This window comes from Stieleria sp. JC731, assembly GCF_020966635.1.
In the GTDB taxonomy this organism is placed as follows: domain Bacteria; phylum Planctomycetota; class Planctomycetia; order Pirellulales; family Pirellulaceae; genus Stieleria.
Genome location: NZ_JAJKFQ010000011.1, coordinates 1,156,361 through 1,175,044 on the forward strand (window position 1 = coordinate 1,156,361; position 18,684 = coordinate 1,175,044).

At 54.3% G+C, this 18,684-nt stretch carries 12 protein-coding genes; 9 read left to right on the forward strand and 3 right to left on the reverse strand.

Annotated elements, in window-relative coordinates:
- The first annotated feature begins 38 nt into the window (after positions 1–38).
- The 3 genes from LOC67_RS21170 to LOC67_RS21180 all read left to right on the forward strand — a co-directional run bounded on the left by LOC67_RS21170 (position 39) and on the right by LOC67_RS21180 (position 8,760).
- Positions 39–1,331, forward strand: a complete 1,293-nt coding sequence (locus LOC67_RS21170) for an NAD(P)/FAD-dependent oxidoreductase (protein WP_230264808.1) — start codon at positions 39–41, stop codon at positions 1,329–1,331.
- A 441-nt stretch (positions 1,332–1,772) separates the two neighbouring features.
- Positions 1,773–7,007: a dockerin type I domain-containing protein gene (locus LOC67_RS21175; RefSeq protein WP_230264809.1), complete on the forward strand. Its 5,235-nt coding sequence runs from the start codon at positions 1,773–1,775 to the stop codon at positions 7,005–7,007.
- A gap of 283 nt (positions 7,008–7,290) precedes the next feature.
- On the forward strand, positions 7,291–8,760 hold the full coding sequence (locus LOC67_RS21180) for a hypothetical protein (protein ID WP_230264810.1): 1,470 nt from the start codon (positions 7,291–7,293) through the stop codon (positions 8,758–8,760).
- A gap of 33 nt (positions 8,761–8,793) precedes the next feature.
- Here the strand turns inward: LOC67_RS21180 and LOC67_RS21185 are convergent, their stop codons facing one another.
- Positions 8,794–9,504: a hypothetical protein gene (locus LOC67_RS21185; RefSeq protein ID WP_230264811.1), complete on the reverse strand. Its 711-nt coding sequence runs from the start codon at positions 9,502–9,504 to the stop codon at positions 8,794–8,796.
- A 379-nt stretch (positions 9,505–9,883) separates the two neighbouring features.
- Between LOC67_RS21185 and queA the strand changes: the two genes are divergently transcribed.
- Positions 9,884–10,984: a tRNA preQ1(34) S-adenosylmethionine ribosyltransferase-isomerase QueA gene (gene queA / locus LOC67_RS21190; protein ID WP_230264812.1), complete on the forward strand. Its 1,101-nt coding sequence runs from the start codon at positions 9,884–9,886 to the stop codon at positions 10,982–10,984.
- Here the strand turns inward: queA and LOC67_RS21195 are convergent.
- Positions 10,953–11,375, reverse strand: coding sequence for a hypothetical protein (locus tag LOC67_RS21195; RefSeq protein ID WP_230264813.1), 423 nt, complete (start codon positions 11,373–11,375; stop codon positions 10,953–10,955). The two genes, queA and LOC67_RS21195, sit on opposite strands and share 32 nt — an antisense overlap.
- 505 nt (positions 11,376–11,880) lie before the next feature.
- Here LOC67_RS21195 and leuC point away from each other — a divergent pair.
- The 5 genes from leuC to LOC67_RS21220 all read left to right on the forward strand — a co-directional run bounded on the left by leuC (position 11,881) and on the right by LOC67_RS21220 (position 17,628).
- On the forward strand, positions 11,881–13,305 hold the full coding sequence (gene leuC / locus LOC67_RS21200; protein ID WP_230264814.1) for a 3-isopropylmalate dehydratase large subunit: 1,425 nt from the start codon (positions 11,881–11,883) through the stop codon (positions 13,303–13,305).
- Between the two features lie 5 nt (positions 13,306–13,310).
- A complete protein-coding gene (gene leuD, locus LOC67_RS21205) occupies positions 13,311–13,904 on the forward strand; it encodes a 3-isopropylmalate dehydratase small subunit (protein ID WP_230264815.1) in 594 nt (197 codons plus the stop codon).
- Positions 13,905–13,966: 62 nt separating this feature from the next.
- On the forward strand, positions 13,967–14,779 hold the full coding sequence (locus LOC67_RS21210; protein WP_230264816.1) for a DUF1080 domain-containing protein: 813 nt from the start codon (positions 13,967–13,969) through the stop codon (positions 14,777–14,779).
- Between the two features lie 288 nt (positions 14,780–15,067).
- Positions 15,068–16,585, forward strand: a complete 1,518-nt coding sequence (locus LOC67_RS21215; protein WP_230264817.1) for a S41 family peptidase — start codon at positions 15,068–15,070, stop codon at positions 16,583–16,585.
- A gap of 239 nt (positions 16,586–16,824) precedes the next feature.
- Complete coding sequence (locus LOC67_RS21220) at positions 16,825–17,628, forward strand: hypothetical protein (RefSeq protein WP_230264818.1); 804 nt, start codon at positions 16,825–16,827, stop codon at positions 17,626–17,628.
- Between the two features lie 746 nt (positions 17,629–18,374).
- Here LOC67_RS21220 and LOC67_RS21225 read toward each other — a convergent pair.
- Positions 18,375–18,575 carry a hypothetical protein gene (locus tag LOC67_RS21225; protein WP_230264819.1) on the reverse strand — a complete coding sequence of 67 codons (201 nt, stop codon included), beginning with the start codon at positions 18,573–18,575 and terminating at the stop codon, positions 18,375–18,377.
- Positions 18,576–18,684 lie beyond the last annotated feature (109 nt).

The window sequence follows — 18,684 nt, forward strand, 5'->3', positions numbered from 1 at the left end:
GTACAGTTTAAAAGACCTTTCTCGTAAAATCCCGCCTAATGGGAAAATCTTTACAATCCAACGACCGTGACAAATCGGCTCACCGGGTCGTCGTCGTCGGTGCTGGAGCGGCCGGAATGGTCGCCGCGAGCGAGGCTGCGATGCGTGGCGCCGAAGTGATTCTGCTAGAGAAGAATCGCAAAGCAGGCGTCAAAATCCTGATGTCAGGTGGGACTCGCTGCAATATCACCCAGAACACCGATGCGAAGGGGATCGCAGCCGCCTTTGGAAAAGCCGGTCGCTTTTTGCAAAAGTCCGTCGGTGCGTTTCCGCCGTCGGATGTTGTCGACATGTTCAATCGATTGGGCGTTGATACGAAAGTCGAATCCACCGGTAAAGTGTTCCCCAAATCTGATCGAGCGATCCATGTTCGTGACGCTCTGTTAAATCGAGTTCACGATGCGGGTGTGCGATTGCAGATGCAGACTGCTGTTCGATCGATTCAGCAGCAAGATGCAGGATGGTTGGTTCAAACGGAATCCGATTCGATCCAGTGCGACAAGGTGATCGTGACTTCCGGGGGCAAAAGCTGGCCCGGTTGTGGGACGACGGGAGACGGCTATCCCTGGATGCATCAACTTGGGCACACCATCGTCAAGACTCGGCCGGCCTTAGTCCCGTTGGTTGGCGGCGATCGCTGGATGAATGAGCTGTCCGGGATCACCTTGCCAGAGGTGACCGCAAGCGTCTATGACCGCGATGATTGGCAGACAAAATCCGGCAAAAAATTGAAGCCTCTTGTCGTCCGGCAAAGCAGTTGGTTGTTCACTCACTTTGGTTTTTCCGGGCCAGCTGCGATGGATGTCAGTGGCGTTATCACGCAAGGGGATTCTTTTGACAGCCGTGTCCTTGTTGCTGATCTGCTTCCATCGATCGAGGAAACCCAGTTGGTCGAAGTCTTGCAAAATCGGGGAGGAGCCGCCGGTAAGCGTCCGGTCGCGAACGTGTTGGCAGACTGGTTGCCAACTCGAGTTGCCGAAAGCGTTGCGCAGATAAGCGGAGCCGACGTGACGATCGCACAGTTGTCCAAAGACAGCCTTCGAAGAATTGTTGCGTCGCTAAAAAGGATTCCGATGCCTGTGAAAGGAACTCGTGGATTCGAAAAAGCGGAAGTCACCGCCGGCGGTGTTTCGCTTAAAGAAGTCGATCCACGTACGCTGGAAAGTCGCCTTCATCCGGGACTGCACATCGCGGGTGAATTGCTGGACGTCGATGGTTGGATCGGGGGATACAACTTTCAGGCTGCGTTTAGCACCGGCCGAGCCGCCGGTATCGCTGCGGCAGAGCACTGAGGACTTCGCCAAGGTAAGGGTATCGCCGTCATGGTTCTCAGTGCCACCACTTAGAAGTAATCGAACCCTCCATCGTGACGTCCCTGATGGGAGTTTTTCGCCGAACACGGCCCCCCGAAGAACGGGCAGAGAGTGTGGATAGTGTCAATAATCCCACCATCCGTCAAACTGGTACTTGATTCATCTATTTTGCCAGACTTTACTAGCCCCCCAAGGGGTGCAGGTTCTCGATCGTTTGCCCAACGCTCGTATTTACGGCTCGATCGGGACGGAGTTACGCGAATCGCGACTCCGGTAATCTGTATTTAGATTGCTCAAAAAACGTCAGCGAAGCATGGCCTAATGAGACGCTCCACCGCGAGCGGTCTGTGAATTGGCATTGTTGGTGACACGATTGCGCTGCGCCCCGGCCGCAACGAGAATCGTTTCGAGAAACACAACATGCCCCAATCGTCTCGCCAGACCAAGCAGTCTGTACGCTTCGCCCGCAAAACGTCCCGTCGATCGCGTCCTAACAAGCGACGCCGTCGCCTCTTTGCTGAGTCGTTGGAGCGGCGTCAGTTGCTCGCCGCAGACCCGTATGTATTTGACATCCCGGACGATCCTAGTTTAGAGCCCGGCGAAATCAATCAAACGATGATTTCAGTGTCCGACAACGGGTTGATCGTCTTCGATATTAACCAGCAGGTCGTGCTAGACTTTGAACCGTTGTTCGATGTCTCCAGCATCCAAATTAATGGCGGTGACGACAACAATGAGTTGATCCTCGATTTCAGTGGTGGTGACTTTACGGTCCCGGTCGGATTCGAAGGTGGCAATCAATCGTCGGCGGTTGGTGATCAGTTGACCTTGATCAACGGCTCCGCCGACTCGATCGGCATGGGCTTCAATGATGCGCATAGCGGTTCCATCGAATTGGTCACGCAAACGCTGGGGATCAATCAGACGATCACCTACACGGGGCTGGAACCGGTGGTTGTAAGCTTGACGGCAACGACGATCACGTTTGATTTTCTTGGTGGCGATGAAACGATTACGCTTGGCGACGATGCGATTGTCAACGACGGAATGAATCAAATCGATTCCACGCTTGGCGAGCTTGTTAGCTTTGCGAGTCCGTCTGATTCTGTGATCGTCAATAGCGGATTAGGCATCGATCAAGTTTTCGTTACCGAGCTGGATGCCGCTTCGACGTTTTCGGATCTGACGATCAATGGCGATGAAGGCGACGATGTCATCACCATTGAAAACGTGCTATCGACGATCGCAGCGACTGTAAATGGTGGAGATGGCGTCGACACCATTACGATCGGCTCCGCTGCTGGAACGTTAGACGGCATTCTCGGCACGGTCAGCGTCAACGGCGGCGTGCAACCTGATATCGGATCGATCAACGATACCGTGACGGCGAAAGGGGCCATGGCTTCTTCGGTCGTCATTGGTGGCGATGAATTGATCATCGACGATTCCGGATCACCGCTCGCGCATGACTATGAAGTAACTGCGACAAGTGTGCAACGGATCGGAAATCCCGCGATCAGCTACGACATGATCGAGCAATTAACACTTCGCACAGGAATCGACGCCGATTCAGTGGACGTGCTCTCGACAGGGTTGATCTTAACGACGGTTGAGTCAGGCGATGGGGACGATGCGATCACCGTCACGTCTACCGCTGATGGGAGCGCGCTTCGCATCGACACCGGCAACGGCAATGATGTCGTTAGCGTAACGGGGACTGGCACGGGGCAGTCGGTCACCACCGTAAACACCGGTCTTGGTGATGACGATATTCAGATTGATGGAACTGGCATTGCCAGTGGCTTGTCGGTCGACGCGTCTGACGGAGTCGATGTGATCTCGATCGCCGCCGTCGGAACTGATTCGATCAATTCCCTCGGACTCGGTGGTGGTGCGGATGTAATCAACGTCCGTAGTTTGGCAGCAGGAAGCTTGACGGAAGTCTTCGGTGATGACGGCAATGATACGTTCAACTTGTCATCACTCGCTGATGGCGATCGGCTGAATCCTGAAGGTTCGATGAATGGAGACCTGGATGGATTGATCGGAGAAATCTGTCTGTTCGGTGATGCACATCTAGTTCCACCCGAAATTACTGATTCGCTGACCGTCGGTGGCAGCATGGTTAGTGTCGCCGTGCCTCGTGGCGATCAAGTTAACATCAGTGATCGTGCTTCCGTTGCTGACAATGCCTACACTTTTGAACCGACTCAATTTACTCGTGTCGGCGGCCCGACGATCGAATTGGCTCGGGTAGAAAGTGTGCAGGTCGAAACTGGCAGCGGCAACGATACGTTGCAGATTGCGTCGGTTCAGGCGGTGACTTTTTCATCGTTTGTCACCGGCGCAGGCGATGACACGGTTCAGTTGGCTGCTACCGGAAGCCAAAGCCTGGTTTCAATCCAGACCCAATTGGGCAATGACACCGTCACGATCGATTCGACCGGTTCGGGAAGCTTGGTGAATGTCGCAACTGGTGATGATCAGGACGTTGTCGATGTCGTCACCACGGGGGCTTCCAGCGGGTTGTCAATCGACACAGGGATCGCAAGCGATGTGATCACCATCGTTGGTGTCGGAAATTTGGCCGTCACATCGGTTTCGTCGGGTGATCAAAACGATGTAATCAATGTACGCAGCTCTGCGATTGGTAGTGAAACCGAACTGGATACCGGTGACGGCAACGACACGATCAATCTGTCTTCGGATGCCGATGGCAACCTGCTCAACCCTAGCGGAGATCCTGCCGGAGATTTAGACGGCTTCCTTGGTGCCCTGACGATCGACGGAGGCGGCGAAGAGCCGGCCGTCACGCGAACGGATGCTGTCACGGTCAAGAGTTCCGTCATGGTTGATGTTGAGGTGCCCGTAGGTGACACCGTCAATATTAGTGATGAAGACAACGCCGCAGGCATGGCCTATGTGCTCGGTGTCAACACGTTTCAACGTGTCGTTACGCCAGTCTTTAACTATGTCGATATCGAATCGGTGAATCTGGAAACCGGCGATGCTGATGATCAGGTCACGTTACTCGGTTCACCGGATTCGAGCACGACCAACATCACGACTGGAGACGGTTTGGACATCATCGTGATCAGTTCCACCGGAGCCGATTCGCTGACAACGGTCGATGCAGGTCAAGGAAACGATCTGCTTGTCGTTAACGCAACCGGCGCCAACAGCGTCACGCGTGCAAGCACAGGTGAAGGTAACGATGATGTCAGTGTCGCTTCGACTGGCGCGGCAAGTGGACTTGCCATCGATACCGCCGCGGGGATCGACTTATTTGAAGTTCATACCACCGGTCAAGCCTCGGTTTTGGCGGTGAACTTGGGGACAGAAAACGATGTGGCGAATGTAATCGGGACTGGGATCGAAAGCACTTCGGAGTTTTTTGGTGGTGACGGAGACGATACCTTCAACGTCAACGATTCTGCCGATGGGACGCGTCTGGATCCTCGTGGAACGCAGGTCGGAACGCTCGACCAACTGGGCGGTCTGATTTGTGTCTTCGGCGAAGGCGATACTGACCCTTCGAGCGTGACGTTTGACGTCGCGGCACACCGTACCGATTCAAATATCGCGACTGTCAGCGAAACTGTGGTTCTGGGCGATCAGTTGAACATTGCTGACAACGATCACTCGGTGAATAGTTTTTATGAACTGACATCAAGCACTTTCGTCCGGACGTTGATGTCAGCGGGGATGATTGTTTACGGGACTGTCGAGTCTGTCCAAATCGAAACCGGCTCCGGCGACGATACGTTCGACGTTCAATCGACAGCCGATGCGGTGTATACGGACATCAATACCGGCATCGGGACTGATCAAATCACCGTTCAAACCACCGGCGTCGATTCGATCACCGAGATCAACAGTGGTGCCGATGCCGATCAAGTCACCGTTGATTCGACGGGCTCCTCAAGCATCCTTGGTGTGATGACGGAAATTGGTTCCGACGCCGTATCGATTAGTTCGCTAGGTGATTTGGCAGGGGTGATGGTCAGCACCGGCGATCAGGCTGACTCGGTCACTTTGAATCCAGAACCGCTATCGCCGGTCCGTACAGGCGAAGCCTTGATTGCCGTTCAAGCTGGTTCCGGGGCCGACACAATCGATGTCAACGAAGTCTACTTGAATACGACTGTCGATCTGCAGGGTGGTGGTGACAACGATCTCTTTACACTGACTGCCGATGGTTCCGATTCGGCAGGCTACCTTGGGAAGCTTAACGACGATCCCAACGCAGACCCTTCCGTCGATTCGATTGCGGCTACACGCCAATTGTTTATCGACGGCGGTGCCAATGACGGGACCACCGTGACGTTCAACGAAGGGGCCGGCACGACAGGTCCGACGTTGCTGCCGATCGAGCTTACTGAACCGAACATCGAAACCGGTGATAGAATCCGATTGGTCGCCAGTTCCGCGACCACCGCTCTGGATTTGCGGTACGCGATCACAGGACCGGCGGCGGGTGTTTTGGTTTCGACGGTTCCGGGGTCGCCGCGTCAAACTGTGGGTAATGAAGTCTTTGAAACGTTTGGGATCGAAGACATCGAAGTCACAACCGGTGCTGGCAACGATGTTTTCACCGTTAGCAGTGACGACCCGTTTGATATCGGTGTCAGCTTGCAACGCGTCGGGATGATCGGCGGTCCTGGTACCGACAAGTTCGAAGTCCTAGGAACAGCGGGCGCAGATCAAATCACCATCGGAACGGTAGGCGATATGGACGCCGAACCGCTCGAGATTTCAGGGGTCGAATTCATTCGTGTCGAAGGTGGCGATGGCGACGACCAGCTCGTCAACCGAACCTCGGTGATCTCCGTCATGGATGGCTTGGGTGGCAACGACATCATGTTCGGCGGTTCCGGGCAAGACTTGTTAACCGGCGGATCGGGTGTCGATTTTCTGTATGCCCGTGGTGGCAACGACATCCTGTTCACCGATCAAGACTTGGGAAGCAATGCCGAAGAAACCACCGATGGTGAAATCATTGACGGTGGCAGCGAAGCTTTTATCCCGCTCGGCGATGTCTGCATTCAGCATGGCACCGACCAGATCCGTAATTGCGAAGTCGTCGGCGATGGTGGTGGCGAGAAAGACGTGATCACTTGGTTGCGGGCGATCTTTATCGATCCAAACGTCATCAGTTTCAGCCCACTGCATCCTTCGCTAACACCATTTGCACCCGCGTTTCCGAACCCCGTTGCGGCCCTCGCGGTAACAGAACCTAGCAAGTTACCATTGGCTCCATCTCCCGGCAGCACGTCCCCACCGAGCGAAGAAGATCCAGTCATTCTGGCCAACTCGACAGATGTCAATGGCGACGGAACCGTCTCACCGACAGACGCTCTGGTGGTGATCAATCTGTTGTCGATCGGACAGTCTGGCGAGTCATCGCTGTACGAAACCAATCCGTCAGCCGACGTCAATGGAAATGGAACCATTGAACCGCGTGATGCTTTGATGGTGATCAATTACCTGTCGGTCGCCGAGGCTCTTTCGTCGGCCGAGTCTGAAGGGATTGGTGAAGGCGATACGCAGTCGGATTCGGCTCTTTCTGATGCCGGATCCTGGCTCGATACCGTCGACACTGCCTTCGCGGAAGATGAGGAGGATTGGTTGGACAGCGAACAGGGGTTGTTTTAACTGAAACGAACAACTGTGAAACTTTGTGTTTCGCGTTGTTGGCTGCAAAATTGTTGTGCCCCGTCGGCTTTCACTGGCACTCAGTTGCGGAATAACCGGCATGGTTTGCCAAAGAGTGATAAAAAACGGGGGGGAACTTGGTCTGCTAAGGGTTTGCCCATGAACTCGACTGATTGAATTGCCGATGTTCAGGATTGGGTAAATCACTTCCGTTCGGCGCCACGGTCTGCGCCAACGAGCCCGGACATCCCCGCCATTCACACATCACGCAACGGAATGCGACGTGAATAGAAAACACATCATTCGGCTTTCGGTCGCAGTTCTGGTGGCTTCAACGGCATCGGTCGCACGTGCCCAAGCCCCTGCCGCAGCTCCGTCGCCTACGATCTGGCGTTTCATGGGGATTCCGCAAGGCCTTCAGAAAATCCGCGATGTGACTGTCAACCGGCATGGCAATTTTCCAGGACTGGAACGCAAGCCACCGGTCAAGCGAATTGGCGATCCTGCAAACTTGGAATCAGACAATCCCGCGATTAAAGCGGCTGCCGAGATCAAGCAGGCCGAAGACCTGAAGATGCAGAAGATCAAGGCGATCAAGTTCTTGGCGACAATGGGATGCGGCTGCTACGACAAAGAAGGCAAAATCACTGACGCCCTGCTAGCGGCCATGGATGATTGCACGCCGGATGTTCGCTTGGCTGCGATCGATGCTATCGCGGACACTGCCAATGGCGAATGCTGCAAGTCTTGCGGCTCGACCTCGTGCTGCAGCGAAAAAGTAACCAAACGACTCAGCGAAATCGCTTACGAACGTGATGACAACGGCTGCATGCTGGAACCGAGTGCCGAAATTCGCGCGGCGGCAGCAAAAGCATTGAAAATCTGCTGCCCCAATCGTGCCACCGGTCCGATCGAAGAAGACATTCCTGACCTAGGTGAGCCGATCAAAACGGTTCCGATCCAAGGCGAAACCGAAGAGGAAGTCGAAGCGATCGAGGGTGAAGGGGGAGCAACAGCGATTGATGTCGAAGCGGAAACAACCAGCATCCCGATGCCTTCGCCGTCGTACGTTAGCGTTCCTGAATCTGGGGAAACGTATGTAATCGAAGAAGACGGTTTGCAATCGCCAAGCAATCAAATCCCTCAGCCAATCAAGGATATTGATTCGACATCCGGTTCCACGCTGCAGCCGATGCCGGTGCTTTTGAATTCGGCGAGCAACAACACTTCAACCACCGATGCATCATCGAAGAAGACAGCCAAAGGTGTCGAGGTCGGTACCGTTCGCATGATCGGCGGTATGGCGATTCAGCCTGTCACGATTTCACACGTGTCGGCCATCGAAGACGCTGCCGACGAACCGCAACAAGCAACTGAAGCGAAACCCCTTCAAGCGGTTCCGCAATTGGTTCGCCGCCCAAAACCAGTGGCTCTGCCAATCAACTCGCAGCCACAGTTCACCGCTCCTGCTAAAGCTCAGCCTGCACCGGCGACTCAAACCCGCAGTGTCCAATCAAAGGTTCAAGCGACGGTTGTGGGAGTGAATCACCGAACCGGTAAGATTGCTTTGCGAAGCGGCCAACCGTTCCGCGTCGGTTCATCCGTGACCGTTTATCACTCGTACTTGACCGGTGAACGGCTAGTCGGACACTTGTTGATCGAGTCGGTCAATGGAGCTCAAGCAGTTGCCGTCACGACGGACCGTTCGGCGATGGATCACATCGAAACTGGTGACCGAGCCGTTTGCTTCTAGTTCGCGCCGATTGCTCGACTGGGAACTGCGGCACTAATCGAGTGTCATCACACCATCGTCGACTTTCAGAATCGCGACGACACGTCGACCATCGCTCGCATCTTTAGGCAGACCGCTCCGCGACTCCGCCGCGCCCACCAAGACCCAACGACCCACCGGAACACGTGCGGTGGCTTCGATCGTCAATGGCGACTGGTTTTGATATTTCAATTGGATCTGAATTTGCAACTGATTCTTTTCTGTGGTGTTCAGCAGCGTCGACATCATTGACAGCTGGCCGTAACGTGAAGTGCCACTTACGGTCGATCGTTGTCCGATGGTAATCATCGAAGTCGCCGATCCGGCTTGAACGAGTCTTCCGAAACCTGCTTTGCTAAGTCCAGACCGTGCCGGACCATCGTAGGGCAAGCGATTTTCGTCGTCCGATTCGATCAGCAGCACCAATTGATAGGTGACATCTTTGGTAGGGCCGACATTGGAAGCAGCACTGGACAGCGTTGATGAATTCGCCGTCGCAGGGTTCACCGTGTTGGAAATCGGTTGAGGCTGCCGGCTTTGATGTGATTGCCGCACGCTCAAGACCTGCGCCGAAGCGTTCGAGGTGGCGAGCACCGAAGACACGGCGATGAAAAACAGAGCGGCGTTGCTCTTGAGTGCTGAGCTCGGACCGAACGCTACTCGCTTCGGCTTCATTCGCTTTAGTTCGTCACGGGCTGAAAGCTGGCTGACGCAATTTCGCTTCATCTTTATCTCCATTGACTGATACGGCTGTCTGGGAGGTTGGACAACTCACCCGGCAGGTTGGTTCCGCTGCGAGCGTAAACATGCGAGCGAAAAACAATTGATCACGGCAATTGTTGGGGAGACGGGTCTTGCAAAGTCCGGGGAGAAAAAGCTAGCTCGCTGAGCTGCCCCACCGTGCTAGCCCGCTGAGCAGCCTCATCATGCGAGAGGCTGCTGGATGCCACATTGGATATCTTTTGCCGTAAATCCGTATCCGTGTTACCCATTCTAGGACGAACCAAGTCGCCAGGTCGTTGGCTGTACACGAAGCCATCGAATCCCACGCTTTCATAAAGAACACCTGTGTACCGATCCTTGGGCGTCTCGCTACACTGCCGCGATGAGCGAAATCGATCTTTACGACTATGAACTGCCGCGTGAATTGATTGCGCAGCAACCACTTGCCACTCGAAGTGACGCTCGGTTGATGTTGATCAATCGTCGCAATGGGACAATTGAACATCATCACGTCCGAGACCTTCCGGACTTGCTGCGCAGCGAAGACACGCTGGTGCTCAATGACAGCCGCGTGATTCCCGCTCGGATGATCGGCTTTCGGACTCGTACTGGCGGTCGCTGGCAGGGCCTGTTCTTGCGTGCCGATGGCGATTCGGGCGTTTGGGAAGTGCTGACCAAGACGCGTGGAAAGCTGGTTCCCGGCGAGACGATTACGGTCGAAGATCGAAACGGTTTGCCCGGGATGCGTTTGGAAGTTGTTGCTCGCACCGCAGAAGGGCATTTGGTGGTTTTGCCACGACCGGCAGCCGAATCGATTGGAAACACGTCCAGTGAAGGCTTGGACGAAGACAGCCCGCCGCACGAGTGGCTGCAGCGTTACGGTCGTGTCCCGTTGCCTCCATATATCCGCGATGGGCATATGGTCGACGACGATGTGCAAAATTATCAAACGGTGTTTTCGAAGACTCCCGGAAGCGTCGCCGCGCCGACTGCGGGGCTGCACTTTACACCCTCGCTTTTGAAGCAGGTTCAATCTGGTGGAACCGAAACGGCGTCAGTCACACTGCACGTCGGTTTGGGCACATTTCGTCCGGTCTCGACAGATTCGCTTGACGACCATGTGATGCACACCGAATGGGCCGAGATCAGCGAAGACAATGCTGACTTGATTAACCAGCGTCGTCAGGGCGGTGGACGCTGCGTTGCGGTCGGAACGACGGCCGTTCGGACCTTGGAAAGTGCCGCAGCAGCATTAGACGGTGGTTTGGGCGAATGGTCAGGCACGACCAACCTATTCATTCGTCCGCCCTATAGGTTTCAAGTCGTCGATGCGCTAATGACGAACTTTCACCTTCCTAAAAGCACATTGCTAATCTTGGTCAGTGCTTTGGCTGGTCGTGAATTGATCCTCGAAGCATACGCGAAGGCTGTCGAAAACGAGTACCGTTTCTTCAGCTATGGCGATGCGATGCTGATCGTGTGAAATAGAAGCCCACCAGCATCACTAGTATCGCAGGCGTCATCGCCAAGCCGGCGAGTTTGTGCACATGCATCATTTCATGCATTTGCGAAGTCGATGGGATTGGCAGCATGCAATAGAAAACGCTTGCGATCGTCAGCAGTCCTGCGACTAATGTGGACAGATAACCGATGACGTGCGTCCAGGAAGTTTGGTATCGCGGCGTCAAATAACGAAGCATCGCGAACGCGAAAACCGGCAAGCCGAATACCAACGCGCCGCTGGCCATCATGTGTGCCATCAGCATCTGGCCACCCAGGGTTTGTCCTCCCAAGGCGGGCAGCGAGGTAATCGTCAGTACTCCGACAACGATAATCAAACAGGCAATCAAGAAGCGATCAATCCAAACGGCCATGACGGGGCTTCGAATCCTGGGCTTTGAAACGGTGCTGGTCAGCGAGAGACGCATGCCTTTCGCCTTGTATTCACAATGCAGCGGACGCGCGAACCTAAACTGGTGGCGAAAAGTCAAACGTTCGGCTGATTCTAGTCTCCTACCGGGATTTTGAATAACCGGGCTCGGTTAGCGGTTCGTCGATAGCCGGCTAATGTTGATTTGCACCACGCTGCCTTGAGTTGGTGCGTTGTCGTTCTGGATCGAGAGCATTTCGGCTCGAGTTGACTTTCCGTTCTCACGAGTCTGGTTTTCTGGGGCCAGGCGTCGGGGAATTTTGCAATTACGCGGCTTGCAGCAGCCGCGTGAAGGATGCTTTGGAACGCCATGGAGAGGATCAAAATTAGATTTTACGCCGTTTAAATACCCCTAGGTGGCTGGACTGCTCATTGACAAAATTTGGCTTTCTGTCGAAAGTGAGGCAGCTAACAGCCGCTTTCCCAAACCCCCCTGACAATTCTCTTCGATGACCGATGCATCTTCGTCCGGCCCACGGACACTTTTGGATAAGATCTGGGATCAGCACGTTGTTCATCAGGGCGAATCCGGCCCCGCGATCGTCTACATCGACCTTCATTTGGTTCATGAGGTCACCAGCCCACAAGCGTTTGAAGGGCTGCGAATGAACAAACGGCCGGTGCGACGCCCCGAGCGAACATTGGCCACCCCCGATCACAACGTTCCCACGTCCGATCGCTCGCTTCCGATCGCCGACCCAATCAGCCGCAAGCAGATCGAAACTCTGCGAGCAAACTGTGCCGAATTCGGCGTGCAATTGTTTGACATCGGCGACGTTCGTCAGGGGATTGTCCACGTCATCGGTCCCGAGAACGGTTACACACAACCAGGGATGACCATCGTTTGCGGTGACAGCCATACGGCAACTCACGGCGCGTTCGGCGCTCTCGCGTTCGGGATCGGCACCAGCGAAGTCGAACACGTTTTGGCAACTCAGACGTTGCTGCAGTTCAAGCCAAAGACGTTTGAATTGCGTGTCGATGGAAGCTTGTCAAAAGGCGTCACGGCCAAGGACATGATCCTGTACCTCATCGGCCAAATCGGAACCGCCGGTGGCACCGGATACGTGCTGGAGTACACAGGTGACGCCGTCCGCGCGTTGACCATGGAAGAACGCATGACGGTTTGCAACATGTCGATCGAAGCCGGGGCACGTGCCGGGATGATCGCACCCGACCAAGTCACGTTCGATTACCTCCGCGGACTTCCCGAGTCGCCAAAAGATTTCGATGCGGCGGTAAAACGATGGAGCGAACTGAACACCGATGCTGGTGCGTCATACGATAAGTCACTGACATTTGCCGGTTCGGATATCCAACCGCAGGTCACTTGGGGAACCAACCCTGGGCAAGTCCTTAGCATTACCGCGAAGACACCTAACCCCGCCGATTTCGACGACGCGACCGATCAGAAAACTACCAGTGACGCACTGAGCTACATGGGCTTGGATGCCGGTAAAGCGATTCAAGACATTTCGATCGACCGCGTCTTTATCGGGTCCTGCACCAACGCACGGATCGAAGATTTGCGTGCCGCAGCTGCAGTCGTCAAAGGTCACCGCGTTAGCGACAAAGTCAGCGCGATGGTTGTTCCCGGTAGCGGTAAAGTTAAAGAGCATGCCGAAAGCGAAGGTCTGGACAAGGTCTTCCGCGAAGCAGGCTTTGATTGGCGCGAAGCGGGATGCAGCATGTGTTTGGCAATGAACCCCGACAAGCTAGCGCCGGGCGAACGTTGTGCCAGCACCAGTAACAGAAACTTTGAAGGCCGTCAGGGCAAAGGTGGACGTACCCACCTGGTCAGTCCCGCGATGGCAGCGGCTGCCGCGATCGAAGGTCATTTCGTCGACATCCGCGATTGGAGCTACAAGGGTTAGAACGAATGCAAAGCTTTACAAAACATACCGGTGTTGTGGCGACGATGAATCGAGCCAACGTAGACACCGATCAAATCATTCCAAAACAGTTTCTCAAACGGATCGAGCGAACCGGATTCGGTCAGTTCCTGTTTTACGACTGGCGATTTGAAGACGACGGAGAAACTCCGAACCCAGAATTCGAACTCAACCAGCCAGCGGTTAAAGATGCGTCTGTTCTGATCGCTCGCCGAAACTTCGGAAGCGGATCCAGCCGTGAGCATGCCGTTTGGGCGCTTGATGATTACGGATTTCGCAGCGTGATTGCCCCTTCGTTCGCAGACATTTTCTTCAACAACTGTTTCAAGAACGGAGTCCTTCCGATCGTATTACCCGAATCGGACATTGACGAACTGTTCGCCAAGGCTGAAGAAAAAGGCACTTACGAATTGACGGTGGATCTCGAAAAACAAGAGATCTACGACGCCGATGGTTGGAAGCGATCTTTCGAAGTCGACTCCAGTCGCCGCGAAAAACTGTTGCAAGGTTTGGACGATATCGGGCAAACCCTGCAGATGGCGGATAAAATCGCAGAGTACGAAGCGGCTCGCACTTGGTAGCGCCGCTCGAAGTTAAGCTGATTACTTCTCGCTGCTGATTTTCTCCAACACCCCACTTTCGAATGAAACAACGAAACCTTGGCTTGATCGTTTGCCTATTCGCCACTCTTGTCTTGATCAACAACTCGACAAGCAAAGGCGACGACTTTCCAGTAGGCAAATGGGTTTCGTTGTTCAACGGTCAGAACCTGGAAGGCTGGACGCCCAAAATTCGCTACCACAAAGTGGGAGAGAATTACGGTGACACATTTCGCGTTGAAGACGGGCTATTGAAAGTCCGATACGACGAGTCAGCCTATCCGGCATTCGATGAGCGATTCGGACATTTGTTTTATGACCGTCCGTTTTCGCACTACCGATTTCGTGTGACCTATCGGTTCGTTGACCAGCAGGCCAATGGTGGTCCGGGCTGGGCGATTCGAAATAGCGGAGTCATGGTCCACGGGGAATCACCCGAGACGATGACGGTCGATCAGGACTTTCCTGCGTCCATCGAAGTCCAACTTCTTGGCGGCAATGGGACCGATGATCGTTCGACGGCAAACCTATGCACTCCCGGCACCAACGTTGTCTACAAGGGCAAATTGCATCGTGCACATTGCACGAATTCGAGTTCGAAAACGTTCCATGGCGAAGGTTGGGTGACCGTCGAAATCGAGGTCCGCGGATCTAAAGTGATCCGGCATATCATCGATGGGGAAAACGTTCTCGAATACACCGATCCCCAGCTTGATGAGTCTGACGATCACTCAAAAACCTTGATCGCAAAACGAAGCCAAGATGGGTTGCTGCTCGATAGCGGGACCATTTCGCTACAGTCAGAAAGTCATCCGTGTGATTTCAAAACGATTGAAATCATGGTGCTTGCTCCGTAGTGACGGACGTCTAACGCGGATCTTGATTCCGTCACGATGATTCGTTGACGGAATCAGCTTCGTTCAACCTTCCGTTGGCTAGTCGTGGGGGTTATCTCAGCTTTTGGTGCTTCGCATCGTCTTGCCAACACAACGCTAAATCGAGCCGTTAAGTTAAGCTAAACTTCAAAACTGTCGTCCCGTCAGGTCGTTGTCGAATTCGCCTGGATCGCTATGCCCTCGCGCAACTTTAATATCATTCTCTTCGCCGTCGTCACGTGCTGGTTGTGCCACGTCCAGTATCGAAAGATGCGGACCGCAAGCATCGTTGGCGAAGCGATTGACCTGATCGAACGCAATTACGTTGACCCGATCGACCGCGAGCAGTTGTTGACGTCAGCGATTCTTGGTGTGGTTGGCGAGTTGGACGAGCACAGCAGTTACTTTGCTGTCGATGCGTATCAGTCCTTTCAAGACAGCATGCATCAAGAGTTCGCCGGTATCGGAATCCTTGTTAGTCAACGCGACGAATCGAAACCGGTTCGTGTGATCACTCCGCTTGTTGGATCCCCAGCATTGCGTGCGGGGTTGCTGCCCGGTGACCAGATTATTAACGTCAACGGTGTCGACGTTTCAGCGATGAAACTGCCGGAGGTTAGCAATCGGCTCAAAGGTGCTCCGGGAACCGACGTCGACCTCATTGTCCGACGTGATGCCGATGAAATCGCGATGTCCGTTCAAAGGGCAACGATTGAGCTCGAGTCTGTCGTTGGCGACCATCGCGATGAAAATAATGAATGGGTCTACCGACTTAAATCTCATCCAGCCGTCGCATACATCCGCTTGAAAAGCTTTGGTGAAAAGACTGTTCGAGAACTGGAAGCAGTACTCACTGATCTTAATAACGATTTCGAAGCGCTGGTGTTGGACCTTCGTGACAATGGGGGCGGCCTGTTGTACGCCGCTCGCGATGTTGCCGATATGTTCTTGACCGAAGGCACAATCGTTTCGACTCGAACCCGTGGCGGGCAACTTGAAAAGGCATACTTTGCCGGTTCGAACGTCCTTGTTAATCCGAATCGCCCAGTCGCGATTTTGATCAACGGCAACTCCGCCAGTGCGAGTGAAATTGTTGCTGCGAGTCTGAAAGATAACGATCGTGCCATCATCGCCGGCACGCGAAGTTATGGAAAAGGTACCGTCCAAGAGATCAAACCGCTTCAGTATGGACGTAGTGCCCTTCGGTTGACGGTTGCCAAGTACTATCGACCTAACAATCGGAATATCCATCGCGACGCCGATGCGACTCCTGAAGACGATTGGGGTGTGCGGCCGACAAAGGGCTTCACAATTCCGATGAAGCCTGACGAACTGCAGCGTCTTGCAATTCGTTGGGACCGAGCCTCCTATCCGCTGCTCAGCGGGATCGACGACGAAGCGGATCCTGAGTCGGCAGTCGTTCCTGCTGTCACCAACAACGAAACGGAGCCGATAAGCGAGACGACGGAGTCCCAAAAGCAGGTTGATCGTCGCGAACAGGAAAAGATTCCCGATGCTCTCGATACGAATGAGTCAGACCTCAATGAGGTACCGGCTCCTTCCAAGGACAGCGATGGCGATGGGGCTGAAAGTTCGGGGCAAACCCAAGCTCTTGAGCAGGACGAAACTTCCGCTCAGGCCAGTGAATCAGAGCAGGCAATCGCGACACAAGAACTGTCACCCGACGCCAAAGAGAATTTGCAGCAGGGGCCTTCCGACCTTTCCTACGACCCGCCCCTGCGGGCCGCAGTTGGGAAATTACTCCACCAAGCTCATGGTGGAAACTGAACCGCGTGATGAAGGGGCCGAGGATCGAATAATCGCGATCGGCTTTACCCTTGCAGTCTCGTTAAGCGGAATGCATCCGGTCAATCGGGTGGTTTTTGACGGGCGAAGGGCACTTTATAACCGCTAAACTGTTTGCCGTTCGCCGGAAGCACAACTATTCTTTACTTATCCGCTTCTTCTCTTCTCTTTTGCATTTGAACTTCTCGCCCGCTCGCACAGGGAAAAAGGATCTACTAGCAATGTCTCGACGTTTGCTCTCTTTGGCAGCTCTTGCCGCGGTTATCGGTTCGACGACCGCAACGGTGAACCAGTCTGTGTTCGCCCAAAACCAGTCAGTCCTCGCTGAAACCTACGGACGCGGAGTGCATGCTTACTACGCTGGCGACTATGCCGACGCTTTCGACCAGCTCACAGCCGCGATCGATGGCGGATCGCGAGATCCTCGCGTCTATTACTTCCGCGGAATCGTCGCACACCTACAAGGCCGTCCGGAGCAAGCCGAAGGCGATTGGAAAGAAGGTGCTAAACTGGAAGCCGCGTACGGTGGCGGGTATTACGTCGGTCGCTCGCTATCTCGGTTCCAAGGCTCGGCCCGCTTGAAGCTTGAGCAAATTCGTCAGACTGCTCGTTTGGAAGCAATGGCGAATGCTTCGAACCGATCTGACATTCGTATGAAGGAGCTGAACGCAGCCGCTCCTTCACCGGTTCAGCAAGCACCGGCCACTCGACCCGCTCCTGCACCCGCCGCACCAGTCAATCCGACCGTCGATAACCCCTTCGCAGACGACGTCGCGCAAGGTGCTCCGAAAGTCGAAGATAACGACATGCTGAAAGATGTTGTCGGAGATCCCTTCGCAAACGAAGAACCCGTCGGCGGCGCAGCCGCTGCTGGTGGAGCGGCACCAGCTGCATCGGATGATCCATTCGGTGGATCGGCCCCCGCAGGTGGCGACCCGTTTGGCGGCGGAGATGCTGGTGGAAGCCCGTTCGGAGGTGGAGCCGGTGATAGCGACCCATTCGGTGGCGATCCGTTTGGCAACTAGTGTCGCTGTTAGCAGTTCGCTGCTTCTGAATTAACTTACAAAAAAAGCCAAGGCAAAACGCCTTGGCTTTTTTTGTGGTGTGATGGCAGAGTCGGGTGATCAGGCACCGGAACCAGATCACCCGACTCGAAAGCCATTACATCAAGTGAGCTTAGTGCATGACTTCGCATCACTTTCAGCTGCCCGAGTCGCAATTCCCCGTTACGACTCAAGCGATCATCCCTGAAGAAAGTGCGTATCCTTACTTTCCTCCCTTGGCCTAGCACAGTTAGCAAGCAGTGTGCCAATGAGGGTTTTGGACTTTCAGTTCGATGGCGGTAAACAGACTAATGGGGGCGAACGCTGACACTACGGCGGAATTTGGCGCTGGTGTCGGCACTTCAGCGATCGAAAAAAACAACGACGCTGACCAGAAGTTCAGCACATCTGGACCGTTGGCTAGCTCCGTTGCTAATAATCGAGGCAACGCCAGAATTCATCGCTCAACAATCGTGCATCTCTTGAGCGGACCTGCTTTCCGGCAAATTCACGCAATGCGCGTGCTCTGTCCCTGGATGTGCTCTGTCCCTGGATGTGCTCTGTCCCTGGATGTGCTCTGTCCCTGGATGTGCTCTGTCCCTGGATGTGCTCTGTCCCTGGATGTGCTCTGTCCCTGGATGTGCTCTGTCCCTGGAGATTTGCTATTAAAAAAACGCCGTGATTTGTCACGGCGTTTGCTGGCAATTTTTCGATGCGGACGCGGAAGCTTAGATTCTCGCCTGCGACTGGTTCGACGACAAATCTTCAGCGTCTGGGACGATCTTGGTCACGTTGACTTTCGTGCGACGCAATTCTTCAATCTCCGATGCCATGTCGGATATCAAATTGGCGATCTCAGTGCCGGCGGCTTCGCCGATATTGTTCATCAATGCCTTTCGTGAATTAAACGTCAATCCGTGTCGATTCATTGCTTCTTCCGAATGTCTGGACAAATATGCAGATGGTGTCGCCCCGCAGTCCCGTAGAAGTAAAGCGTAGTTTCCCTCACGCTCTCCGCAACGGCTTTTCAAGCAAAAA

What these genes read in the sequence shown, in the direction of transcription:
- LOC67_RS21225 (WP_230264819.1), bottom strand. Translation starts at nt 18,575, where the DNA reads ATGAATCGACACGGATTGACGTTTAATTCACGAAAGGCATTGATGAAC.
- LOC67_RS21170 (WP_230264808.1), top strand. Translation starts at nt 39, where the DNA reads ATGGGAAAATCTTTACAATCCAACGACCGTGACAAATCGGCTCACCGG.
- LOC67_RS21210 (WP_230264816.1), top strand. Translation starts at nt 13,967, where the DNA reads ATGAAACAACGAAACCTTGGCTTGATCGTTTGCCTATTCGCCACTCTT.
- queA (WP_230264812.1), top strand. Translation starts at nt 9,884, where the DNA reads ATGAGCGAAATCGATCTTTACGACTATGAACTGCCGCGTGAATTGATT.
- LOC67_RS21195 (WP_230264813.1), bottom strand. Translation starts at nt 11,375, where the DNA reads ATGGCCGTTTGGATTGATCGCTTCTTGATTGCCTGTTTGATTATCGTT.
- LOC67_RS21175 (WP_230264809.1), top strand. Translation starts at nt 1,773, where the DNA reads ATGCCCCAATCGTCTCGCCAGACCAAGCAGTCTGTACGCTTCGCCCGC.
- LOC67_RS21215 (WP_230264817.1), top strand. Translation starts at nt 15,068, where the DNA reads ATGCGGACCGCAAGCATCGTTGGCGAAGCGATTGACCTGATCGAACGC.
- leuD (WP_230264815.1), top strand. Translation starts at nt 13,311, where the DNA reads ATGCAAAGCTTTACAAAACATACCGGTGTTGTGGCGACGATGAATCGA.
- LOC67_RS21185 (WP_230264811.1), bottom strand. Translation starts at nt 9,504, where the DNA reads ATGAAGCGAAATTGCGTCAGCCAGCTTTCAGCCCGTGACGAACTAAAG.
- LOC67_RS21220 (WP_230264818.1), top strand. Translation starts at nt 16,825, where the DNA reads ATGTCTCGACGTTTGCTCTCTTTGGCAGCTCTTGCCGCGGTTATCGGT.
- leuC (WP_230264814.1), top strand. Translation starts at nt 11,881, where the DNA reads ATGACCGATGCATCTTCGTCCGGCCCACGGACACTTTTGGATAAGATC.